Source organism: Streptomyces sp. NPDC018029 (assembly GCF_044327655.1).
GTDB lineage: Bacteria > Actinomycetota > Actinomycetes > Streptomycetales > Streptomycetaceae > Streptomyces.
Genome location: NZ_JBIRFV010000014.1, coordinates 41,717 through 58,118, shown reverse-complemented (window position 1 = coordinate 58,118; position 16,402 = coordinate 41,717). Strand labels below are relative to the sequence as shown.

The window sequence follows — 16,402 nt, the reverse complement described above, 5'->3', positions numbered from 1 at the left end:
TCCACGGATGCCCGCGCCGGGCACGCGTGAGCGGCTCGACGCCCTGGCTCGCATGCGCCCGCTGTGCCTTGCCGAGGACGGCTGTGTCAGTTGGGAGGCGTACCACTCGCACGAGGATCCGGCCCGGTTCGTCCTGGTCGAGCGCTGGGCGACTCGGGGCCACTGGGAGACCCACGATGCCGGCGAAGCCATCCAGAAGATCTATCTGCCCGAGATCATGCCGCGCATCGAGCGTGAGGTGCACCCGAGCGCTCCGGCGGCGTTGGGCGAAGCGGGGCAGTTCCACCTCGTCGACCAGGGCGAGGGCGGCATCCTCCGCTGAGATGCGGCTGCGGCCGGGGCGGCGCCGGATCACTTGGTCGCCGCCGATCCGGAAACGGCCGGTGCGCTCGCCGGGAGCGATCTCCTCGGCAGAGACGGTTGGACGTGCGCAGGACGTTCAGGCCGTCCCGGGCGCCGCGTGCCGCGGCCGCACCCCGCCCTGCAGCCTGCCTGACGACAAAACGCGATCTGCTGACTGGGGCGGGCCGCGGTCCTGCGGCCCACCCCAGGGCCGCTCAGAGTTGGCGGAAGTACACCGCCGTCGGCAGCTTGACGCAGCCGAGGCTCTCGTACAGGCTGCGGGCCGGCGCATGGAAGGCGTCACCGCCTGTGCCGATCTCGACCATCTTCGCACCGAGACCGCGCAGCTCGCTGAAGGCGTGCTGGCACAGCCTGGTGCCGACGTGGTCGCGACGGTGGTCCTCTGCGACGACGAGGACCTCGATCCTGCCGTGTCCGCGGAGCGGGTCTGCCTGCCAGCCGACGTAGCCGACGATGACGCTGTCGGTCTCTGCGACGGCCACGTACTTGTTCTGCTCCGGGTCGTGCAGGCCAGGCACCTGCTGACGGAAGTCGTCGCGCCAGTTGCCGTGCTGGATGTCGAAGACGGCGTCGCCTACCAGTGGGCGGAACGACCCTTCGTAGAACGCCTGGAAGGTTTCGATGGTCAGCTGGGTCAGGCGTGCCAGGTCGCTCTGAGCAAACTCTCGAATGAGCATGAAGCGTGCCTCGCAAAACTGAGGGAGGGGAGAAGGGACACCTGTGGCCCGCTCGCGGCATGTCGTGGCGGCGGGCCGACCCTCAGCGGCGAGTACGCCAGGAAGCGAAGCACTGCATGCGAGCGACGCTAACGGCGAGCACGTGCTCCTGCCAGAGGTCTTACTCGCGACGTGCAGGTTCAAGGATGGGTGCTGAGCGTCCTCGCTGGCCGGCACTCCGCGTCTCAGCACCGGGATGACCCGCCGGTAGAGTCGGCCCGAGGAGAGCGCTGATCTGGGGGACTCATGACGGCAACGGGTGCACCGCCCATCGTCTTCGTACACGGGACGCGGTTCAACGCGGGACAGTGGAGCCCACAGCTCGCCGCACTCCAAGAGGACTTCCAGGTAGCCGCTGTTGACCTACCAGGACACGGCGCCCGCTCTGCTCAACCCTGGAGCCTGAACGCGGCGACGGAGATCATCGCTTCCGCGGTGGACTCGCTCGACAGCGGACCGGCTCTGATCGTCGGGCACTCGCTCGGCGGATACGCCTCGCTGGAGTTCGCGCGGCGCTGCCCCGAGCAGCTGCGGGGGCTCGTCCTTGCTGGGGCCAGCGCCTCAACTCGTGGCCCATGGGCAACGCCGTATCGGTGGGTCGCCGGACTCGTCCCTCGCCTGCCGGCGGACCGGCTGGCCCGGTGGAACGACCGGTTGCTGCGCCGGCTCTATCCTCCTGAGGTGGTGGAGGCGACCATCCGCTCTGGCTACGCCTTCCACACCCTGCCGGCCGCCTGGGGCGAGGTGCTGGGCCGCTTCGACGCGGGTGCGATGCGTCATGTGGCGGCTCCCGTGCTCATCTTGAACGGCGAGAAGGACGCCGTCTTCAGGTCCGGCGAGAGGGACTTCGCCAGCGCGCATCCGCACGCCCGCGTCGAATTGATCCCGCGGGCAAGGCATCTCGCGAACTTCGACGATCCAGATGCCTTCACCGATGCTGTCCGCCGCTTCGCCCGGCAGCTACCTGTTCACAGCTGAGCGCGCCAGAGTCGGGCCCACCTGGGCTGCCCGAGCCCAGCGGGACCGCGAATGCGCAGGCTGACAACTCGCGCGCCCACTGGTCAACTGCGGTACCCAGTCACGATCACAACAGGGCGAACGCTGCCTGATACGGCACTAGCTGAGCGGGGCGTGCCGTGGCCCCCGGAGAAGGGCTGGAAGGACGAGCTGATCGAGCGCCGGAAGGCCACGCGTCAGGACGGTGCACCGCCACCGCCCCAGCCCAGCCCTGCCCCGACCGACTTCGCACAGGACACGCTCGCTTCAGCTGACGAGACGAGAGCGGGACCCGGACAGCAACACCCTGCCCGGGCCCCGCCGTCGCTCCCGGCTGCTCACCGGCTGAGGCGGACACGCGGCCCCCGCACGAACTCGAGGTCATCCAGGAAGACGGTCTCCAACTCCTTCTCCCACTGGCCGCGCAGGAGGAATGGGGCAGTCCCCATTCGCTCCAGGATGACCAGGGTCTCGGGCTGTCCGATCAGCGCGTACCGGCCGTGCGAGGCGGGCCTGCTGCACGGCCCGTGCGTGCGCAGCATCTCCGTCAGGCGGGCGCGGTGCCCGGGGCCGTCGAAGCACCGACAGGCATGGGCGGCTAGGCGGATCGATCTCTGCACCATCAGTTCGGTGCGTGCCTGGCCGGACGCGTGAGCACTACCACCCAAGTTTACGAACAGCTACAACGAAGGTTTACGGACATTCCCACCCCTGGGTTGATTTGTACCGAGTCGAAGCTCCGTAGGTTCTCGTCCGTGAAATTCGCACCGGGAGGTCCGGTGCGAACGGACCGGAACACGGGGAGAAACATGCTGAGACTTCAGAGGGCCGGCATCGCCGCATCAGCGGTTCTTGCCGGACTGGCCGCCGCTGTCATGCCCGCTGGCACTGCTGCGGCCCAAGACACTCCTGTGGAGCGCCAGAGCGTGGGGCAGCAGTTCTCGGCTCAAGCCGGTGACGGCTGGGGCTACATGAAGTTTGCGCACTCCGGGAAGTGCGCCGACCTGCCGGGCTGGAACACTGGGAACGGCGTACAGCTCGATCAGTGGTCATGCGCTTCGCAGGGAAACCTCTGGTGGGGGTTCTACGGGGCCAGCGACGGCACAGTCCAGGTCAAGAACTACCACAGCCAGAAGTGCATGAACGTCAAGGGCGGCAGCACCGCCAACGGGGCCAAGGTCGTGCAGTGGCCGTGCAACGAGCAGGCGAACGGGCTGTGGTACGTGGAAGGGTTCTCGGACGGCACGTACCGGCTCAAGAACAAGAAGAGCGGGAAGTGCCTGAACGTTGAAGGCGCCAGCAGGGGCAACGGTGCCGACCTCATTCAGTGGTCGTGCAGCTCAGCCGCCAACAACCGCTTCGCATTCATCGACTGACCACCTGGCTGGGTGACATCTCGTTTTGCTGCGTCATCGTTGATCCGGCGGCCGCCGGATCAACGATGACGCAGCGCGCTCTCCATCAAAGAACCCCGCGGCGGCCTCTGTTCGGGTGGGGTGTTGCGGTTCTGTTGGGCACGCGGGCCAGTTCGGCCAGCGTCACTTCGGTGGGTGACCAGCAGCGGTAGAAGGCGAGTTCGCCGGTGGTCCGGTTGCGGTGGATCAGCAGATGGCGGCGGCTGCCAGTGCCGATGTGGACCCAGGCCAGGCGAGTGACGTCGTACCTTGCATCGGTCACAATCACGACCCTCACGGGCGGCGTGCCGCCGCACCTCCCTTGTGCTGACGGCGGTGTGCTGCTGCGTCCCTGATCTCTTCGGTGGCCGCCCGGAATGCAGGGGCGGCGTGAGCGAAGTAGTCGAAGAGAACGGCGCGTTGGTCCGGCGTGTACCGACTGAGAACGTCGGTGATCTGGCGCCGGGCCGGACCGACCACTCTTTCGACATGGTCGAGGGAGTCGGCCACCGGCTCGATGATGACCTTGCGCCGATCATCTGGATCGGCAGCCCGGCGGACGAATCCGGCTCGCTCCAGGCGGTCGATCAGGCGAGTGGTCGCCCCGGTGGTGAGACCGGTGCGTGCGGCCAGGTCTCCCGAGGTGAGCGTGCCTTCCAACGCGATCTGGCTGAGCGCATACCACTCGGAGGCGCTGAGTCCCACCGCTTCCGCCCCGGCCATGCCGTGGAGTCCCACAGCGTCGAGGTACTGACGGAAGACCACGTGCTCGTCCGCCGGCGTCAGGTCGGCCATGTCCCTGGATGCCCCTTGCCTAGATAGCTGCACACATGCAGATAATGTCTACCTGCAACATCTGCATCAGTGTAGCTACCGGGAGGATTTCATGCCCACCACGGACGACCGGAATGCCGTTACCGCGGTGATCGCCTCACTCGTCGACGCCTGGCGACGCCACGACGCCGATGCGTACGGTGCGCAGTTCACGCAGGACGCCACCTACGTCACCTTCGTCGGCACGCACTACCAGGGCCGCCGCGACATCATCGACAGCCACCGGACGCTGTTCGCCAAATTCCTCAAGGGCACACAACTCGCCGACGAGATCCTGGATATCCGCTTCTACGGTCCAGACACCGCCGTGATCACCGGCCGCGGCGACAGCTACAAGGGCAGCAAGCCGAAGAAGCTGACCAAGGTTCAGACCTACACCCTGGTCCGGGAGCAGGACGGCCAGTGGCGCATAGCCGCCTTCCACAACACCAAGCGCAAGCCGCTCATGGAGGCCATCTCCTTCAAGGCCGCCCCCGCTCTCGTCCCGGCATCCCAGAAGTGACCGAGGAAGCCGCAGAAGCCCGCATGGGCAGGCGTCGGCCCACCCGCACCGCACTCCCCAACCGACTGCCCCATCACCGAAAGGTGTTGGCGTACGACTGCGGGCTGAAGCCGCGGACCACCGGGACCGGGATGCCCACAGGGGCGAGCCGGCCGGTCAGTTGCCGGCGCAGCGTGTCCTTCTCCGCTCAACTTCCGCGAAGCGCGCTACCAGGCTTGCCGGAGGCGGGTGACGAACTGTCAGTCGCAGTCTGGGCACAGAGCCGGGTTGGGCCTTGCAGTGCCGTCCACGACCGGCCGACGACATCGAAACGCCACCGCTCCGCTGAACCGGCATGCTTCCATCGTCGATCAGAGCCACATCACCGCGCACGGGCAGGTCAGTCGCCGGTCAGTCCGCATCATCGGCGCGGAGCGTCAGGTCGAGGAGGCCGGGGAAGCGGGCGTCGAACTCCTCGCGGCGCAGCCGGTTGAGCCTCTTGGGTCCCTGGTCGCGTTGCTCGACGAGTCCGGCGTCGCGCAGGACCGAGAAGTGGTGGCTCTTCGCGGCTCGGCCGACCGGCACGTCGAAGTTGCTGCAGCTGAGTGTCCAGTCCGGGTGGCTCGCGAGGTCGCGTACCAACTGGATGCGCACGGGGTCGGCGAGCGCGGACAGGGCCGTCAGCAGCGGCACGTCGTCGGGGTGGGTGTGCACCGGTGACTGACGGTGGCTTCTGCCCTCTGTGCGGTCCGTCACGACTCAGCCTCCCGCGCCCAGTGTTCGACGCTCATCATACAGTGCTAGTGTTCGCTTTCCGTTGAACACTCGCGGCAGGGGGCTGCGTATGCGTGCGGTCGAGTTTCAGGAACACGGCGGCCCTGAGGTGCTGCGCATCGTGGAGGCTCCGGTGCCTGAGCCAGGTCCTGGCCAGGTGACGGTCGACGTGGTCTGGGCCGGGGTGAATTTCGCGGACGTCAAAGCGCGGGCGGCGGGTTACCGGGTGCCTGCGCTGCCCTACCGTCCCGGCCTGGAGGTGTCCGGGCGCATCCGGGCGGTCGGTGAGGGCGTCGAGGGGTTGCGGACGGGACAGGAAGTCGCCGCTCTCGTCGACGGCGGCGGCTATGCCGAAGTGGTCCTCGCCGAAGCCGCGACGGTGTTCGTGCTGCCCGGCGGGATGGACTTGCATACCGCGGCCACGCTCCCCATCGTGCTGCCGACCGCGCACGCACTGATCCACGAGGTGGGACGGCTGCGAGCCGGCGAGAGCGTGCTGGTGCACGGCGCGGCCGGGGGCATCGGCACGGTGGCGGGACAGTTGGCCCGGGCGGCGGGCGCCGGTGCCGTGTACGGGGTGGCCTCCACCGACGCCAAGGCCGCGTACGCCTTGGCGCACGGCTACGACGAAGTGTTCTCTCCCGCCGCCTTCGACAGGGACGTCCGCCGGGCAACCGGCGGCAAGGGCGTCGACCTGGTCCTCGACCCGGTGGGTGGCGACACGCTGCGCCGCGGCCTTGAGGCACTGTCCGTCTTCGGACGCATGGTGTCCTTCGGCAACGCCGGCGGGGCCGAACCCTGGCAGGCCGGCCAGAGCGAGCTGTATGCCCAAGGACGCTCCATCGGGGGCTTCTCCGTACTCGCGCTCGCCCAGTCGGCGCCCGACGCCCTGCACGCACTGACCGAACGCGCTGTGCGCGCCGTCGCCGACGGAAGGGTCACCCTGCCCGTCACCGCCGAATTCGACCTGGCCGACGCGGCAGGCGCACACCACCTCGTCGGCGGGCGCGCCTCCACCGGCAAGCTCCTGCTGCGCGTCGCCGCCTGAACTCACGCCGTCGCAGGCCGGACAGCCGCCAGAAGCAACAGCCCGGGACGCATGCGCCGTCCCCGCCTCAAGGACACGGACCTTCCCATGCAGTACTCCAGCCCGGCCCGGGGCGCTTCCGCCCTGGCCGAAAGGGCGCCCGCCCCTCTGCTCGTCCTGGCCGGTGTCAGCGGCATTCAGTTCGGTGCGGCCCTCGCCCCGCTCGCGTATCCCCAAGCAGGCGCCGCCGGGGTGGTCTTCCTGCGTCTGCTGATCGCCGGCGTGCTGTTGTGCCTGCTGTGGCGCCCCGGCCGTCACACTCTGACGGAGACGAAGGGAGCCTGGAAGACGGTGCTCGCCGCCGGGACCCTCCTCGCCGGCCACCACATCGCCTTCTTCGAAGCCGTCGACCACATCCCGCTCGGCATCGTCGCCACGATCGAGTTCCTCGGCCCCTTCACCATCGCCCTGGTCGGCTCACGCCGGCTGATCGATCTGCTGCCGGCGTTCCTGGCGGCAGGCGGCGTCATCCTGCTCAGCGGCACGGGCACCGGGCCCCTTCCCCCGGCCGGCCTCGCGCTGGCGGCCGCAGCAGCATGCTGCTGGGCCGGATACATCCTCGCCTCCTCCCGCATGGCCACCCGACTCAGCGGCGGCCAGGGCCTGGCCGTGGCCATCAGCTGGGCAGCCCTGCTCAGCGCCCCCTACGGCATCGCCCACGCCGGCAGTGGCCTGCTCGACCCGGAAGTCCTGGGCATCGCGGCCATCGTGGCCATCGCCTCCAGCGTGCTGCCCTACACCCTCAACCTGGAGGCCCTGCGCCGTATCCCGCCCCGCGTCTTCAGCGTTCTCACCAGCCTGGAGCCCGCCGCGGGCGCCCTGTTCGGCCTGCTCATCCTCCAACAGCGTCTCGGCACGGCCCAGTGGCTCGGCATCGCCGCAGTCGCCGGCGCCTCCACCCTCACGACCCTCATGGGAACCCGAGGACGCAAGCCCTCACAGGTCCACGCAGCACAGACCCGTACCCCCGACCAGGACATAGCTCCACCGAACCAGGCACCTCCGCAGCCGCTCGACAAATCAGCCACCTGAAGCGGCGTTCCGGCTGGACCGGACCCGGACCCGGACCCGGGGCCAGGACGTGGCGCTGTACGTGTACTGCGAGAAGGACTCTCTCCGGGCTCAAATCGGCGCGTGGCTGGCTGAGTTGGGGGTCCTGGCCCTGGCTGTGCGGGGGGTTTCGAGCGAACCGTACGCTCAGCTGGTCCGTGAGCGGACCGCGACCGATGGACGCCCTGCGGTGCTGCTGTACGTGGGGGAGCTGCCGCCCACGGCGGGCAAGGCCTCCGACCCGCGGTGGGTGGCATGGGCGAGGCGCCACGGCTACGATCGCCGGCGCTCGGTGCAGTGGGAGGTCGAGGCGCTGGATGCGGCCGAGTTGCAGTGCCTGGTCCTGGCGGCGGTGGAGCGACACGTGGACCGCCAGGCGCTCGCGGCGGTGGTGGCGGAGGAGGCGCGGCAGCGTGCCGCGCTGTCGGCCCTTGTGTCTGGGTGGCCCAGGGCGAGGGCGCCCGGAGGCGAGGGGCGGTGACCGCGGCCGCCTGAGTAGCCGGCGAGGGCCCGCTGAGTATTCGCGCTCATGTCGTGAACCGGTCGCCCGCCGCAGGCTGGGATCGTGAACGTCACCCGGAACGTCAAACCCCGCGATCTGGCCGACTGGCCAGCCTGCCGATACCTTTCCCTGCTCTTCTGGAGCTGCACGGCACTGATCGTGGTGGGTCCGGTCCTTCTCCTGGCCGTTCTATGCGTTGCCTGGGCACAGCCTTTGACGTCGGTGGTCCCCTGGTGGGAGGTGGCGGCGGTCCAGATCGGCCTGACTGCTGTCGTGCTGGCCCCTCTCTACTTTGCTCCCGGCGTGTGCCGCCTCGCCCGCTCGGCCCGGTGGGCCCTGCTGGGTCCCCTGGCCGCAGTCATCGCCCTAGCCGACCTCACAGTCCCACCGCGAGCCCCCGACTGACGTCAAAACAAACCGACATCGCAATGTTGGGCAGGCAGCAGCTGGAGGCCGACGGGCTCGGGAATGTTCACGAGAAATAACGTCAGCGCATGGGACGGCCCGCCGCCCGTGAGGGGACGCTGTTGGTCAATTCGGGCCCTGGTGCTCTGTCCCGTCGGGTTGCTGCCGGGCAGATACGCGTCGCGTCCGCCCCGGTCCGCCGGCGGCGCGGGGCGATTGCGGTGGAGCACGGGTTCCTGGCCCGGCCACTCAGTCGAAAGTGCTGGCCAGGTAGGCGTTGCGGATTCTGATGAGGCGGGACATATACCGGCGCAGGAGGAGTCTGTCGACGATGCGTCCGACAGGCTCCAGCGGTGAGGCGAAGTCGATGACGTCTCGCATGATGGTGCCGCCGGTGCCGTCCGGCTCGAAGTGGTGGGCGTGACGCCATCGCTTGAAGGGTCCGGACTCCTGCTCGTCCACGAAACATCGGGGCCGGTCGTAGGAGGTGATGCGGGCCTTGAGCCGCCAGGTCAGACCGAGATGGCGAGCCTGGAAAGTCACCGTGTCACCGAGCGCCAGCTCGCCCCGGGTCCTGCCGCCAACCGCTCGCTCCGAAGAATCGGCCATCGAGCGGGTATGCGACTCCACGTCCAGGCATACCGCGAACACCTGGTCCGGGGGTGCGGCGACGGCTGTCACGACCTCGAAATGCTGCACAAGCTCACCCTAGGCGCTGGGTATTCCGGGCCCTTGCCCGGGTCGAACGCAGGTCTCATCGGCATGACCAGGACCTTCACCAGAAGCACCTCGATGCTGCCCGGACCCGCAGAGCTGCCTGGGTACTGCCGACGTCCCGGCGACGCTGCGGAGCGTGGCTACTGCCAGGGCACATGTTGCCGGCCGCGTAACGGAGGGCGGCGTTCGGTGCGCCCGCGCTTCGCACGGATGACGAGGGCGTCGCACTGCATGTCGCTGCCGGTGCAGTTGGAGAGGGCAGGATGGCTCCCATGGGACTGCACGCCGCATACGGACTCAGCCGGATCATCAACGCACGAGGGCCCTACACGCCCCTCGGTGTCTCACGCAGTGGGGACGGCGTCGGCGCCGCGGTCGCCGGGGCGCTGTCGGAGTTCTTCGTGATGGACGAATTGCAGGAGGCGGCTGACCGGTCCCTGGCTCGGTTCACCGGGGCGGAGGCGGGGACCGTCGTGCACTGCACGGCCTCGGCGATCACTCTCGCTGTCGCCGCCGCGATGACGGGGGAGTCCCCGGAGCGCGTCGAGGCGCTGCCGGACACGACCGGTATGCCCGGCGCAGTCGTCCTGCCGGCGGGACACGCGGTCAACTACGGGCATCCCATCGTGCAGGCCGTCCGGCTGGCGGGTGCGGTCCCGGTTCCCGTGGGGACGGAGAGCGGGTTCACGCTGGAGGATCTGGAGACGGGTCTCGCCCGAGAGGACGTCGCGTGCCTGCTGCTGGTGTCGTCCCGTCTCGTGCGCGGGTCCGGTGCCGAGCTGGCCGACGCCGTGGCGGTCGCTCATCGTCGGGGGGTTCCCGTCGTCGTCGATGGTGCCGCGCAGGACTTCAGGATCGGTGAACTCCTCGCCACCGGAGCGGACTTGGTGGCCATCAGTGGCCAGAAGTACCTGGGTTCCCCGACCGCGGGTCTGGTGGTGGGCCGGGCTGGCGCGGTGGCGGCGGTGCGGGCGCAGGAGCGGGGCATCGGCCGTGCGATGAAGGCGAGCAAGGAGGCGGTGATCGGCGTCCTCGCCGCGCTCGAGGCGCGTCAGGAGCTGGACATGGCGGTGTGGCGGCAGCAACAGGCGGACAAGGTGGCGGACTTCGTCGAGCGGGCGGGTGCCGTCCGGGGCGTCACCGCGTCGTCCGTCCCCGACTCGACCGGCCTGCCCTTCGCCCGCGCCCGGCTGGTGGTGGATCCCGCTGTGTCGGCGATGGACTCGGCCGCTCTGGACGAAGCGCTGCGAGCGGGGTCACCGTCGATCTGGGCCATGCCCGGTCGGCGGGATGCGCAGGAGCTGCTGTTCGAACTCGTACCCCTCACACCGCATGAGATCGATGCCATCCTTGCCCGATTGGCCGAACTGCTGGGGCGGTGAAGGCCATTGACGGGGAGAGGGGTACCGGGGGGCGGAGGGGGCGGTGGCTCGAGTCGACGGTCGGGTCTCGGTTGGTGTCCGGCAGTCGAAACGGTGGCGCGATCGCCGCGGGCCGTCAGGTGCGGTGCGCGGGGAGCCAGCCGTTCTGGACCGCGTGGACGCCCGCCTCGAAGCGGCTGCGTGCCTGGAGTGCGTCCATGAGTTCGGCCGCGAAGCGGCGGGCGGTGCGAGTGGAGACGCCCAGGCGCTTGGCGATCGCGTCGTCCTTCAGCCCCTGGGCGAGCAGCCGGAGGGCCTCGCGGTGCTGCGGGGTGAGGCCGTCGGTGTCCCGTTCCACCGTGGGCACCAAGGGGTTCGCGGCCTGCCAGGTGCTGTCGAACAGCTCGCACAGGGCCGTGATGACGCCCTGCCCCGTGAGGACCACGGCGCCGCAGCTCGCGTCCGCGGGGTCCAGGGGGAGGACGGCCTCGGTCCGATCCGCGATGATCATGCGGATCGGCAGGCTGGGAGCGGTGCGGACGTGGCCGCCGCGCTCGTGGAGCCACTGGACGTGCCGGAGCGTGGGCTGGTGGTTGCGGATGCTGTCGAGGTAGATGGTCCGTATGGTGACACCGCGCTCCAGCAGGGTCGCGTTCGGCTTGCGGCTGGCTTCCAGGTCGCTCTCCGAATGGGCGCCGCCCGGAGCGAGGGTCATGATCTCGTGGCGGACGTCGGAGGCGAGTCGGGCGAGCCGCTCGCGTATCTCCTCCGCGCCGGTCAGCTCCTCGGTGTGGAAGCCGGCCGAGGGTCTGTGCAGGGCGGCGCACTCCGCGACGAGTTGCGCGGCCGCGACCCGCGCGCTCTCCAGGCGCTCCTGGTGGGCGGCGAGTTCGGCCTGCTGGCGGGCGAGCAGCAGCTTCATGGCCTGTTCCGGGCCCAGTACCCGAAAGGCGCTGTCGGCCTTGGCGGACGGTCGGACGAGTGCGAGGGAGTGGAGCCGGTCGAGGCAGTCGCGTAACCGGTCCTCCGGCAGTGCGAGTCGCTGGGACAGTGCGGATATCCCGTCGTCACGATGGTCCAGCATGGCGCGGTAGACGCGTTCGGTGTCCGTGTCGAGTCCGAGTGCGGCCAGCATGAGGTGTGTCTCCCGATCGGTGAACGTGTCCGGAAAGGCTGGGGGAGGGAGGCGCGGTGGTCTCCGCGACAGTCGGGGCGAGCGATCAGCCTCGGGGCGGTCCTCCGGACACGGTGTGACGTCTTCTGGTGTGTGCATAGCGCATGGAGTGAACTTCCGATGCGGGAGTGATCTTGTCAAGGTCGCCTTTCGGCCCACGAACTCCTCCGTACAGGGCTGCCGAACCCGGCGGCCACTGTGCAGGACCGGCCCCGTGAAGGCGGGTCCCGCCGCTCGGCCGACAGGTCGTCCGGGACGTACTGACTCTGTCCGGCGCCATGGAGGGCCGGGCTGACCATGACGATGCCCAACTGCCCGCGGCCCGCGACGACTTCGCGGGCCGCGGGCGCGCTGCCTGCGGCCCGCTCGTGCCCGTGATGTCGTGCCGGGCGCGGGGCCTGGAATCAGCCTGCCCGCGAAGACGCATTCTTTACGACGGCTTGGCCTTCGGCAGGCGCCGCGCGGACGGGTGGGTGGCGCGGACGGGTGGTGTGGCGCCGGGCCCTCGGGTCGGCCCTCGGCCGGCAGGGCGGGCGGGTGAACGGGGGGAACGGGGGAAGGGGGAGGTGGCGCCGTCGGTCAGGGCGCCTGGGCGGCCCCGCCGGCCTCCGGTACGGGTGTGGCAGACGCCCCGGACGCGGTGGGCGCGGTGGGCCCCTCTTCCGTGCCGGACGCGTCGCGTGCCCCGGCCCGCAGACCCAGTACCCAAGCGGCCGCGGTCGTCAGGACGCTGAGGAGACCGGCTGCCAGGAACACCGGGCGGGGATCGCCGTGATTGAGCGTGGTGAGCGCACCGCCCGCGAGAGCTCCGACCGGGCTCGCCGCCAGCGCGGCCACCTTGGCCGTGGCGGTGACCCGGCCCAACAGGGCTCGTGGCACCAGGCGTTGGCGCAGCGTACGAATGAGTACCACCGCTGTCACCGTGGAACCCCCGAGCAGCAGATTCAGCACCAGCAGCGGGACCAGGGAGGTCGCCACCCCCAGGGACGCCAGTGTGGTCCCCAGACAGGCCGCGCTGAGTGCGATGAGGGTCTCGTGCCGCATCCTGCGACCGAGCCGGAGGGCCACCGCGGTGCCGAGCACCCCGCCCACGCCGCCTGCCGCGACGACGGCACTCGCCTCGGAGGCGCCGAGGTGAAGGGTGTCGCGCAGGTAGAAGACCAGGAGGTAGCCGACGGCGAGGAAGAGATTGGCGCTCGCCTGCAAGCAGGTCACCACGAGCACGACACGCAGGGACCGCAGACAGCGGAAGCCCTCGACCAGGTCGCCCCGCACCCCGCGCAGGGCCTCACGCAGCGGCGGGGAGGGAGTCTGGCTCGCCCGGCCCTTGCCGCGCAGGACGTGCAGGACGGAAACGAAGGACACCGCGAAGGTGCAGGCGTTGACCAGGAGGGCGACCTGGAGGCCCCAGAGCGCCGACAGCACGCCGACCAGCCCCGGGCCGACGATCTGCGCGCTCTGATTCGCGGCCTCCAGGAGCGAGTTCGTACGGACCAGGCGTTCCTCCTCGACCAGGTCCCGCACCGCCACGGTCAGCGCGGTCTCGAAGAACACGCCGGCCCCCGCCGCGACGAACGCGAGGGCGAGGATCACCGGGACGGCGAGCTGCCCGGTGGCCGCGAGTACGGCGAGGGAGAGGAAGACCCCGAACCGTACGACGTCCATGGTCAGCATGACGTTACGGGGGTTCAGCCGGTCCACCAGCGCACCGGCGGGCAGGCCGACCAGCAGATAGCCGACGGTCCGCGGGATGGCGGCCATCACCGCCGCGTACGGGGATCCGCTGACCTCGAGGACGAGCAGGGGAATCGCGAGGATCGCGAGGCCGTCGCCGATCAGCGAGACGCTCTGCCCGCCGAGGAAGACGCGGAACGCCAAAGGCGAAGGGCGGACGGGCGCCGCCGAGGTCAAGGCATTCGTCATAAAGGCTATGTCTCCGCCGGTCGTTCAGCTCTCTTCGGGCTGCGAAGTCACGAGTCGCGTCAAAGGAATCGGTACAGGTGACGGCATCGACCCGCCGTGAATTCCCGGTGCTCCGTGGAATTCGTGGCGTCGCACGCTCAGAACACGATGCGTTCGGGGAACGTCCCTCATCAACCCCTTCGGCCTGGACGGTATCGGCCACTGCATTCATCGGCCAGCCATGGAACGGGGCAGAGTGGGACGGTCGGGCAGGTGGGTGAAACTTGAAGGAATGCGCACTCGGGCTGTGGCACAGCGCCGGTCGAGGGCGGAGGGACTCGGGCGGTACCAACCCGACGGCGGCCTGGGAAAAGGGCACCGCGGCTTTGCGGGTGGTGTATCAATAGTGCGTCGGATGACGGACGGCCTGGGTGTCGTCGTGGCCGGCCCGCCCTGGTGGCGGAAGCGGGAATGGCCCGGCTGTGTGCTCGGCCGCGGCTGTCTGCAGGGAGCGGCGCCCGCTGCGGCCGCGGGTGGTGTCAACTGCCGGTGAACTGGGCCGCTTTATGAGGAACACGTGCCTCACCTGCGCTGACGTCGTGGTCCGCGCCGGTACGGGCCGGGCCGCCTGCCGTCGGGTGAGCGCGAAGGGTGCTGCCCGGGCATGCGGGCGACCGGCGGGTGCGGGCGGCCGGCGGGTGCGCGCGGCCGTTCGCGGCCGGGACCGCCGTCGGCCGAGCACAGGAACAAGGGTGATGGGAAAGGGGGAGCCATGTATCTCGTGCATGTCCGTCTGGACGGGCCCGCTGATGTGCCGCTGCCGGCGGGGACGAGGGCTGCCGTGACCTCCTGCGCCGAGCCGGGAGACGGCCTGGAGCACGTCAGCGTGGACCCGGACGGGCCCGGCGGGCCCGTGGTCGGCCTCTTCCTGACCGCGCCGAGCCTGGCCGTCGCGGAACTGAGGGCCGCGGCCCTGTGCTTGCGATCACTCGCCGCGCATTTCCCCTTGGCACCCTTTCGGATGGCGTCCTGCGGAGTGGTGCTGATTCCGGAGTTCTGGGACCGCATGGCGTCCCCGTCACCCGTGGACGGGATAGGACACAACATGTTCCGTCCACCGGATCCCCCTTCCGAAGGGGACGGTGAGTTGCCAGAGTAAGGGCACCGGCGAGGCGGGGAGAGCCAAAAGCACTCCGAGCGGATGCCGGAGGTTTGCCGAAAAGCAGAACGCAATTCACCGAAAGGCCGTTCCGTGAGACTCACCCCGACTTTCAGGACTGTCGCAGCCGGCTGCATCGCGCTCGGCGCCCTCCTCATGGCTCAGGCGGTCTCCCCGGACAGTGCTCAGGCTTTCGCCCAGGTACGTTCCGAAAGCACGTCCGCCGCCACCGTCCCGGCGGGCGACCTGTCCCAGCTCACCCCGGACGTGATGCACAGCACCGATGTGACCTGGGGCAGTTGAGCCCGGGCCCTCCCTCCACCCCCGCCCCGCGGACCGGGTGAGCGCGGCACCCCTCGCCGTACGCGACCACGCGCCGGCCCGCTACCGCGACACCCCGCAGGAGCGAGAGGCGCGCACGGACGCCGGCCCACGCCGATCACGGTGACGTGCCGCCGCCTCCCCGCCCGCAGTGGTCTTTCCCCGGCCGGCGCCGAGCTGCCCGGCACCCGCAGCGCCTCGGGACGTGTCCGCCGAGCACGCCCCCTTGGCCGTGCGCCGCACATCCCTTCCTCGGTGGAGCCCGCCCCGGCGCGGCGGCGGCTTCGCGCGCCGCCGCGCCCGGCCCATGCCACCCCATGCCTCCCCATCCCCAGGACCTGACATGGAGCAACGCAGACCATGACGACTGCCCTCACCCCGCGCACCCAGCAGGAACTCCTCGACCAGGGCTACACCCTGCTCGACGGCATCACCACCGACGAACAGGCCGCCGCGGCCCTGCAGGATCTCGGCGCCCTCATACCGCAGTACGACGGGCAGCTGCGCTATCAGGTGAAGGCCGCCCCCGGCTTCGAGGACCGGCGCTACTCCAAGAGCACCAACACCATCCTCGTGCACACCGAGGCACCCGGCTGGAACCCGCCGCCCCGTTACCTCGCTCTGCACTGCCGGGTCCAGGCCCGGTGCGGCAGCGGACACACCGAACTCGCCGACGCGTACGCCTTCATCGCCTCCCTCAGCGAGGAGGAGCGTCGCACAGTGCAGGGCGAAGCCATCGACTGGGTGGGCCACAACACCGGCGGCACCGGCACCGCCGGAGTGCGCCGCCCCGTGGTGGAGAGCACTCCCGAGGGCCGTGACATCGTCCGGTTCAGCTACAACCTGCTGACAGCCGGCCACTACGACCCTCCGGTCGACGCCGATGTGCCCGCCGACGAACTGCCGTTGGGCTCCCTGGGACGCGAACTGGCCGTGCGCGCCGAGACGTTCTTCCGGGACAACAAGGTGTCCGTCCTCATCCCGCAGGACTCGATCCTCGTCTGGGACAACCAGCGGATGCTGCACGCCCGCTCCTCCTACAGCGACGCGCGCCGCCACCTGACGCGCTACTGGCTCCAGGAGTCCTGAGCCCGCGTGGGCCCCCGGCGCCTGCCGCAAGGCGGCGCCCCACCACCCGCGGTGCCGGCCGGTACCGCTCCCCGTGA

At 69.9% G+C, this 16,402-nt stretch carries 16 protein-coding genes; 9 read left to right on the top strand and 7 right to left on the bottom strand.

Features of this window, described 5'->3' with window-relative positions; genetic code table 11:
* Window positions 1-7: 7 nt before the first annotated feature.
* Window positions 8-322, top strand: a complete 315-nt coding sequence (locus ACH4D5_RS34065) for a putative quinol monooxygenase (RefSeq protein WP_398310419.1) — start codon at window positions 8-10, stop codon at window positions 320-322.
* A gap of 235 nt (window positions 323-557) precedes the next feature.
* On the opposite strand, the gene ACH4D5_RS34060 is transcribed toward ACH4D5_RS34065, so the two are convergent.
* Window positions 558-1,040 (bottom strand): GNAT family N-acetyltransferase, encoded by a 483-nt coding sequence (locus ACH4D5_RS34060; RefSeq protein ID WP_398310416.1) that lies wholly within the window; start codon window positions 1,038-1,040, stop codon window positions 558-560.
* Window positions 1,041-1,325: 285 nt separating this feature from the next.
* Between ACH4D5_RS34060 and ACH4D5_RS34055 the strand changes: the two genes are divergently transcribed.
* Entirely contained in the window at window positions 1,326-2,057 is a 732-nt protein-coding gene (locus ACH4D5_RS34055) for an alpha/beta fold hydrolase (RefSeq protein ID WP_398310413.1), read from the top strand.
* Window positions 2,058-2,830: 773 nt separating this feature from the next.
* Window positions 2,831-3,451, top strand: a complete 621-nt coding sequence (locus ACH4D5_RS34050; protein WP_398310410.1) for an RICIN domain-containing protein — start codon at window positions 2,831-2,833, stop codon at window positions 3,449-3,451.
* 85 nt (window positions 3,452-3,536) lie between these two features.
* Here the strand turns inward: ACH4D5_RS34050 and ACH4D5_RS34045 are convergent, their stop codons facing one another.
* A complete protein-coding gene (locus tag ACH4D5_RS34045; RefSeq protein ID WP_398310816.1) occupies window positions 3,537-3,752 on the bottom strand; it encodes a hypothetical protein in 216 nt (71 codons plus the stop codon).
* A gap of 11 nt (window positions 3,753-3,763) precedes the next feature.
* Window positions 3,764-4,264 carry a MarR family winged helix-turn-helix transcriptional regulator gene (locus ACH4D5_RS34040; protein WP_398310407.1) on the bottom strand — a complete coding sequence of 167 codons (501 nt, stop codon included), beginning with the start codon at window positions 4,262-4,264 and terminating at the stop codon, window positions 3,764-3,766.
* 91 nt (window positions 4,265-4,355) lie between these two features.
* Between ACH4D5_RS34040 and ACH4D5_RS34035 the strand changes: the two genes are divergently transcribed.
* On the top strand, window positions 4,356-4,805 hold the full coding sequence (locus ACH4D5_RS34035) for an SgcJ/EcaC family oxidoreductase (RefSeq protein WP_398310404.1): 450 nt from the start codon (window positions 4,356-4,358) through the stop codon (window positions 4,803-4,805).
* 390 nt (window positions 4,806-5,195) lie between these two features.
* Here the strand turns inward: ACH4D5_RS34035 and ACH4D5_RS34030 are convergent, their stop codons facing one another.
* The gene (locus ACH4D5_RS34030) at window positions 5,196-5,540 is read right to left on the bottom strand and encodes an ArsR/SmtB family transcription factor (protein WP_398310401.1); all 345 of its coding nucleotides are present in this window, start codon (window positions 5,538-5,540) and stop codon (window positions 5,196-5,198) included.
* Window positions 5,541-5,628: 88 nt separating this feature from the next.
* On the opposite strand from ACH4D5_RS34030, the gene ACH4D5_RS34025 reads away from it, so the two are divergent.
* Genes ACH4D5_RS34025 through ACH4D5_RS34015 form a run of 3 tightly spaced genes read left to right on the top strand, consistent with a single transcriptional unit; the run spans window position 5,629 to window position 8,176 of the window.
* On the top strand, window positions 5,629-6,606 hold the full coding sequence (locus ACH4D5_RS34025) for a zinc-binding alcohol dehydrogenase family protein (RefSeq protein WP_398310398.1): 978 nt from the start codon (window positions 5,629-5,631) through the stop codon (window positions 6,604-6,606).
* A 51-nt stretch (window positions 6,607-6,657) separates the two neighbouring features.
* Window positions 6,658-7,677 carry an EamA family transporter gene (locus ACH4D5_RS34020; protein ID WP_398310395.1) on the top strand — a complete coding sequence of 340 codons (1,020 nt, stop codon included), beginning with the start codon at window positions 6,658-6,660 and terminating at the stop codon, window positions 7,675-7,677.
* Window positions 7,678-7,726: 49 nt separating this feature from the next.
* Complete coding sequence (locus ACH4D5_RS34015; protein ID WP_398310393.1) at window positions 7,727-8,176, top strand: hypothetical protein; 450 nt, start codon at window positions 7,727-7,729, stop codon at window positions 8,174-8,176.
* 675 nt (window positions 8,177-8,851) lie between these two features.
* Here the strand turns inward: ACH4D5_RS34015 and ACH4D5_RS34010 are convergent.
* Window positions 8,852-9,301, bottom strand: a complete 450-nt coding sequence (locus ACH4D5_RS34010; RefSeq protein ID WP_398310390.1) for an SRPBCC family protein — start codon at window positions 9,299-9,301, stop codon at window positions 8,852-8,854.
* Window positions 9,302-9,591: 290 nt separating this feature from the next.
* On the opposite strand from ACH4D5_RS34010, the gene ACH4D5_RS34005 reads away from it, so the two are divergent.
* Entirely contained in the window at window positions 9,592-10,701 is a 1,110-nt protein-coding gene (locus ACH4D5_RS34005) for an aminotransferase class V-fold PLP-dependent enzyme (RefSeq protein WP_398310387.1), read from the top strand.
* A gap of 115 nt (window positions 10,702-10,816) precedes the next feature.
* Here ACH4D5_RS34005 and ACH4D5_RS34000 read toward each other — a convergent pair whose 3' ends face one another.
* Both ACH4D5_RS34000 and ACH4D5_RS33995 read right to left on the bottom strand, forming a co-directional pair.
* Entirely contained in the window at window positions 10,817-11,815 is a 999-nt protein-coding gene (locus ACH4D5_RS34000) for a LuxR C-terminal-related transcriptional regulator (RefSeq protein WP_398310384.1), read from the bottom strand.
* A gap of 618 nt (window positions 11,816-12,433) precedes the next feature.
* The gene (locus tag ACH4D5_RS33995) at window positions 12,434-13,777 is read right to left on the bottom strand and encodes an MFS transporter (RefSeq protein WP_398310381.1); all 1,344 of its coding nucleotides are present in this window, start codon (window positions 13,775-13,777) and stop codon (window positions 12,434-12,436) included.
* A 1,819-nt stretch (window positions 13,778-15,596) separates the two neighbouring features.
* On the opposite strand from ACH4D5_RS33995, the gene ACH4D5_RS33990 reads away from it, so the two are divergent.
* Window positions 15,597-16,325, top strand: coding sequence for a TauD/TfdA family dioxygenase (locus tag ACH4D5_RS33990; protein ID WP_398310378.1), 729 nt, complete (start codon window positions 15,597-15,599; stop codon window positions 16,323-16,325).
* Window positions 16,326-16,402: the final 77 nt, after the last annotated feature.

Coding starts and splice junctions, on each gene's coding strand:
- ACH4D5_RS34065 (WP_398310419.1), top strand. CDS start 8: ATGCCCGCGCCGGGCACGCGTGAGCGGCTCGACGCCCTGGCTCGCATG.
- ACH4D5_RS34060 (WP_398310416.1), bottom strand. CDS start 1,040: ATGCTCATTCGAGAGTTTGCTCAGAGCGACCTGGCACGCCTGACCCAG.
- ACH4D5_RS34055 (WP_398310413.1), top strand. CDS start 1,326: ATGACGGCAACGGGTGCACCGCCCATCGTCTTCGTACACGGGACGCGG.
- ACH4D5_RS34040 (WP_398310407.1), bottom strand. CDS start 4,264: ATGGCCGACCTGACGCCGGCGGACGAGCACGTGGTCTTCCGTCAGTAC.
- ACH4D5_RS34035 (WP_398310404.1), top strand. CDS start 4,356: ATGCCCACCACGGACGACCGGAATGCCGTTACCGCGGTGATCGCCTCA.
- ACH4D5_RS34025 (WP_398310398.1), top strand. CDS start 5,629: ATGCGTGCGGTCGAGTTTCAGGAACACGGCGGCCCTGAGGTGCTGCGC.
- ACH4D5_RS34020 (WP_398310395.1), top strand. CDS start 6,658: ATGCGCCGTCCCCGCCTCAAGGACACGGACCTTCCCATGCAGTACTCC.
- ACH4D5_RS34005 (WP_398310387.1), top strand. CDS start 9,592: ATGGGACTGCACGCCGCATACGGACTCAGCCGGATCATCAACGCACGA.
- ACH4D5_RS34000 (WP_398310384.1), bottom strand. CDS start 11,815: ATGCTGGCCGCACTCGGACTCGACACGGACACCGAACGCGTCTACCGC.
- ACH4D5_RS33995 (WP_398310381.1), bottom strand. CDS start 13,777: ATGACGAATGCCTTGACCTCGGCGGCGCCCGTCCGCCCTTCGCCTTTG.
- ACH4D5_RS33990 (WP_398310378.1), top strand. CDS start 15,597: ATGACGACTGCCCTCACCCCGCGCACCCAGCAGGAACTCCTCGACCAG.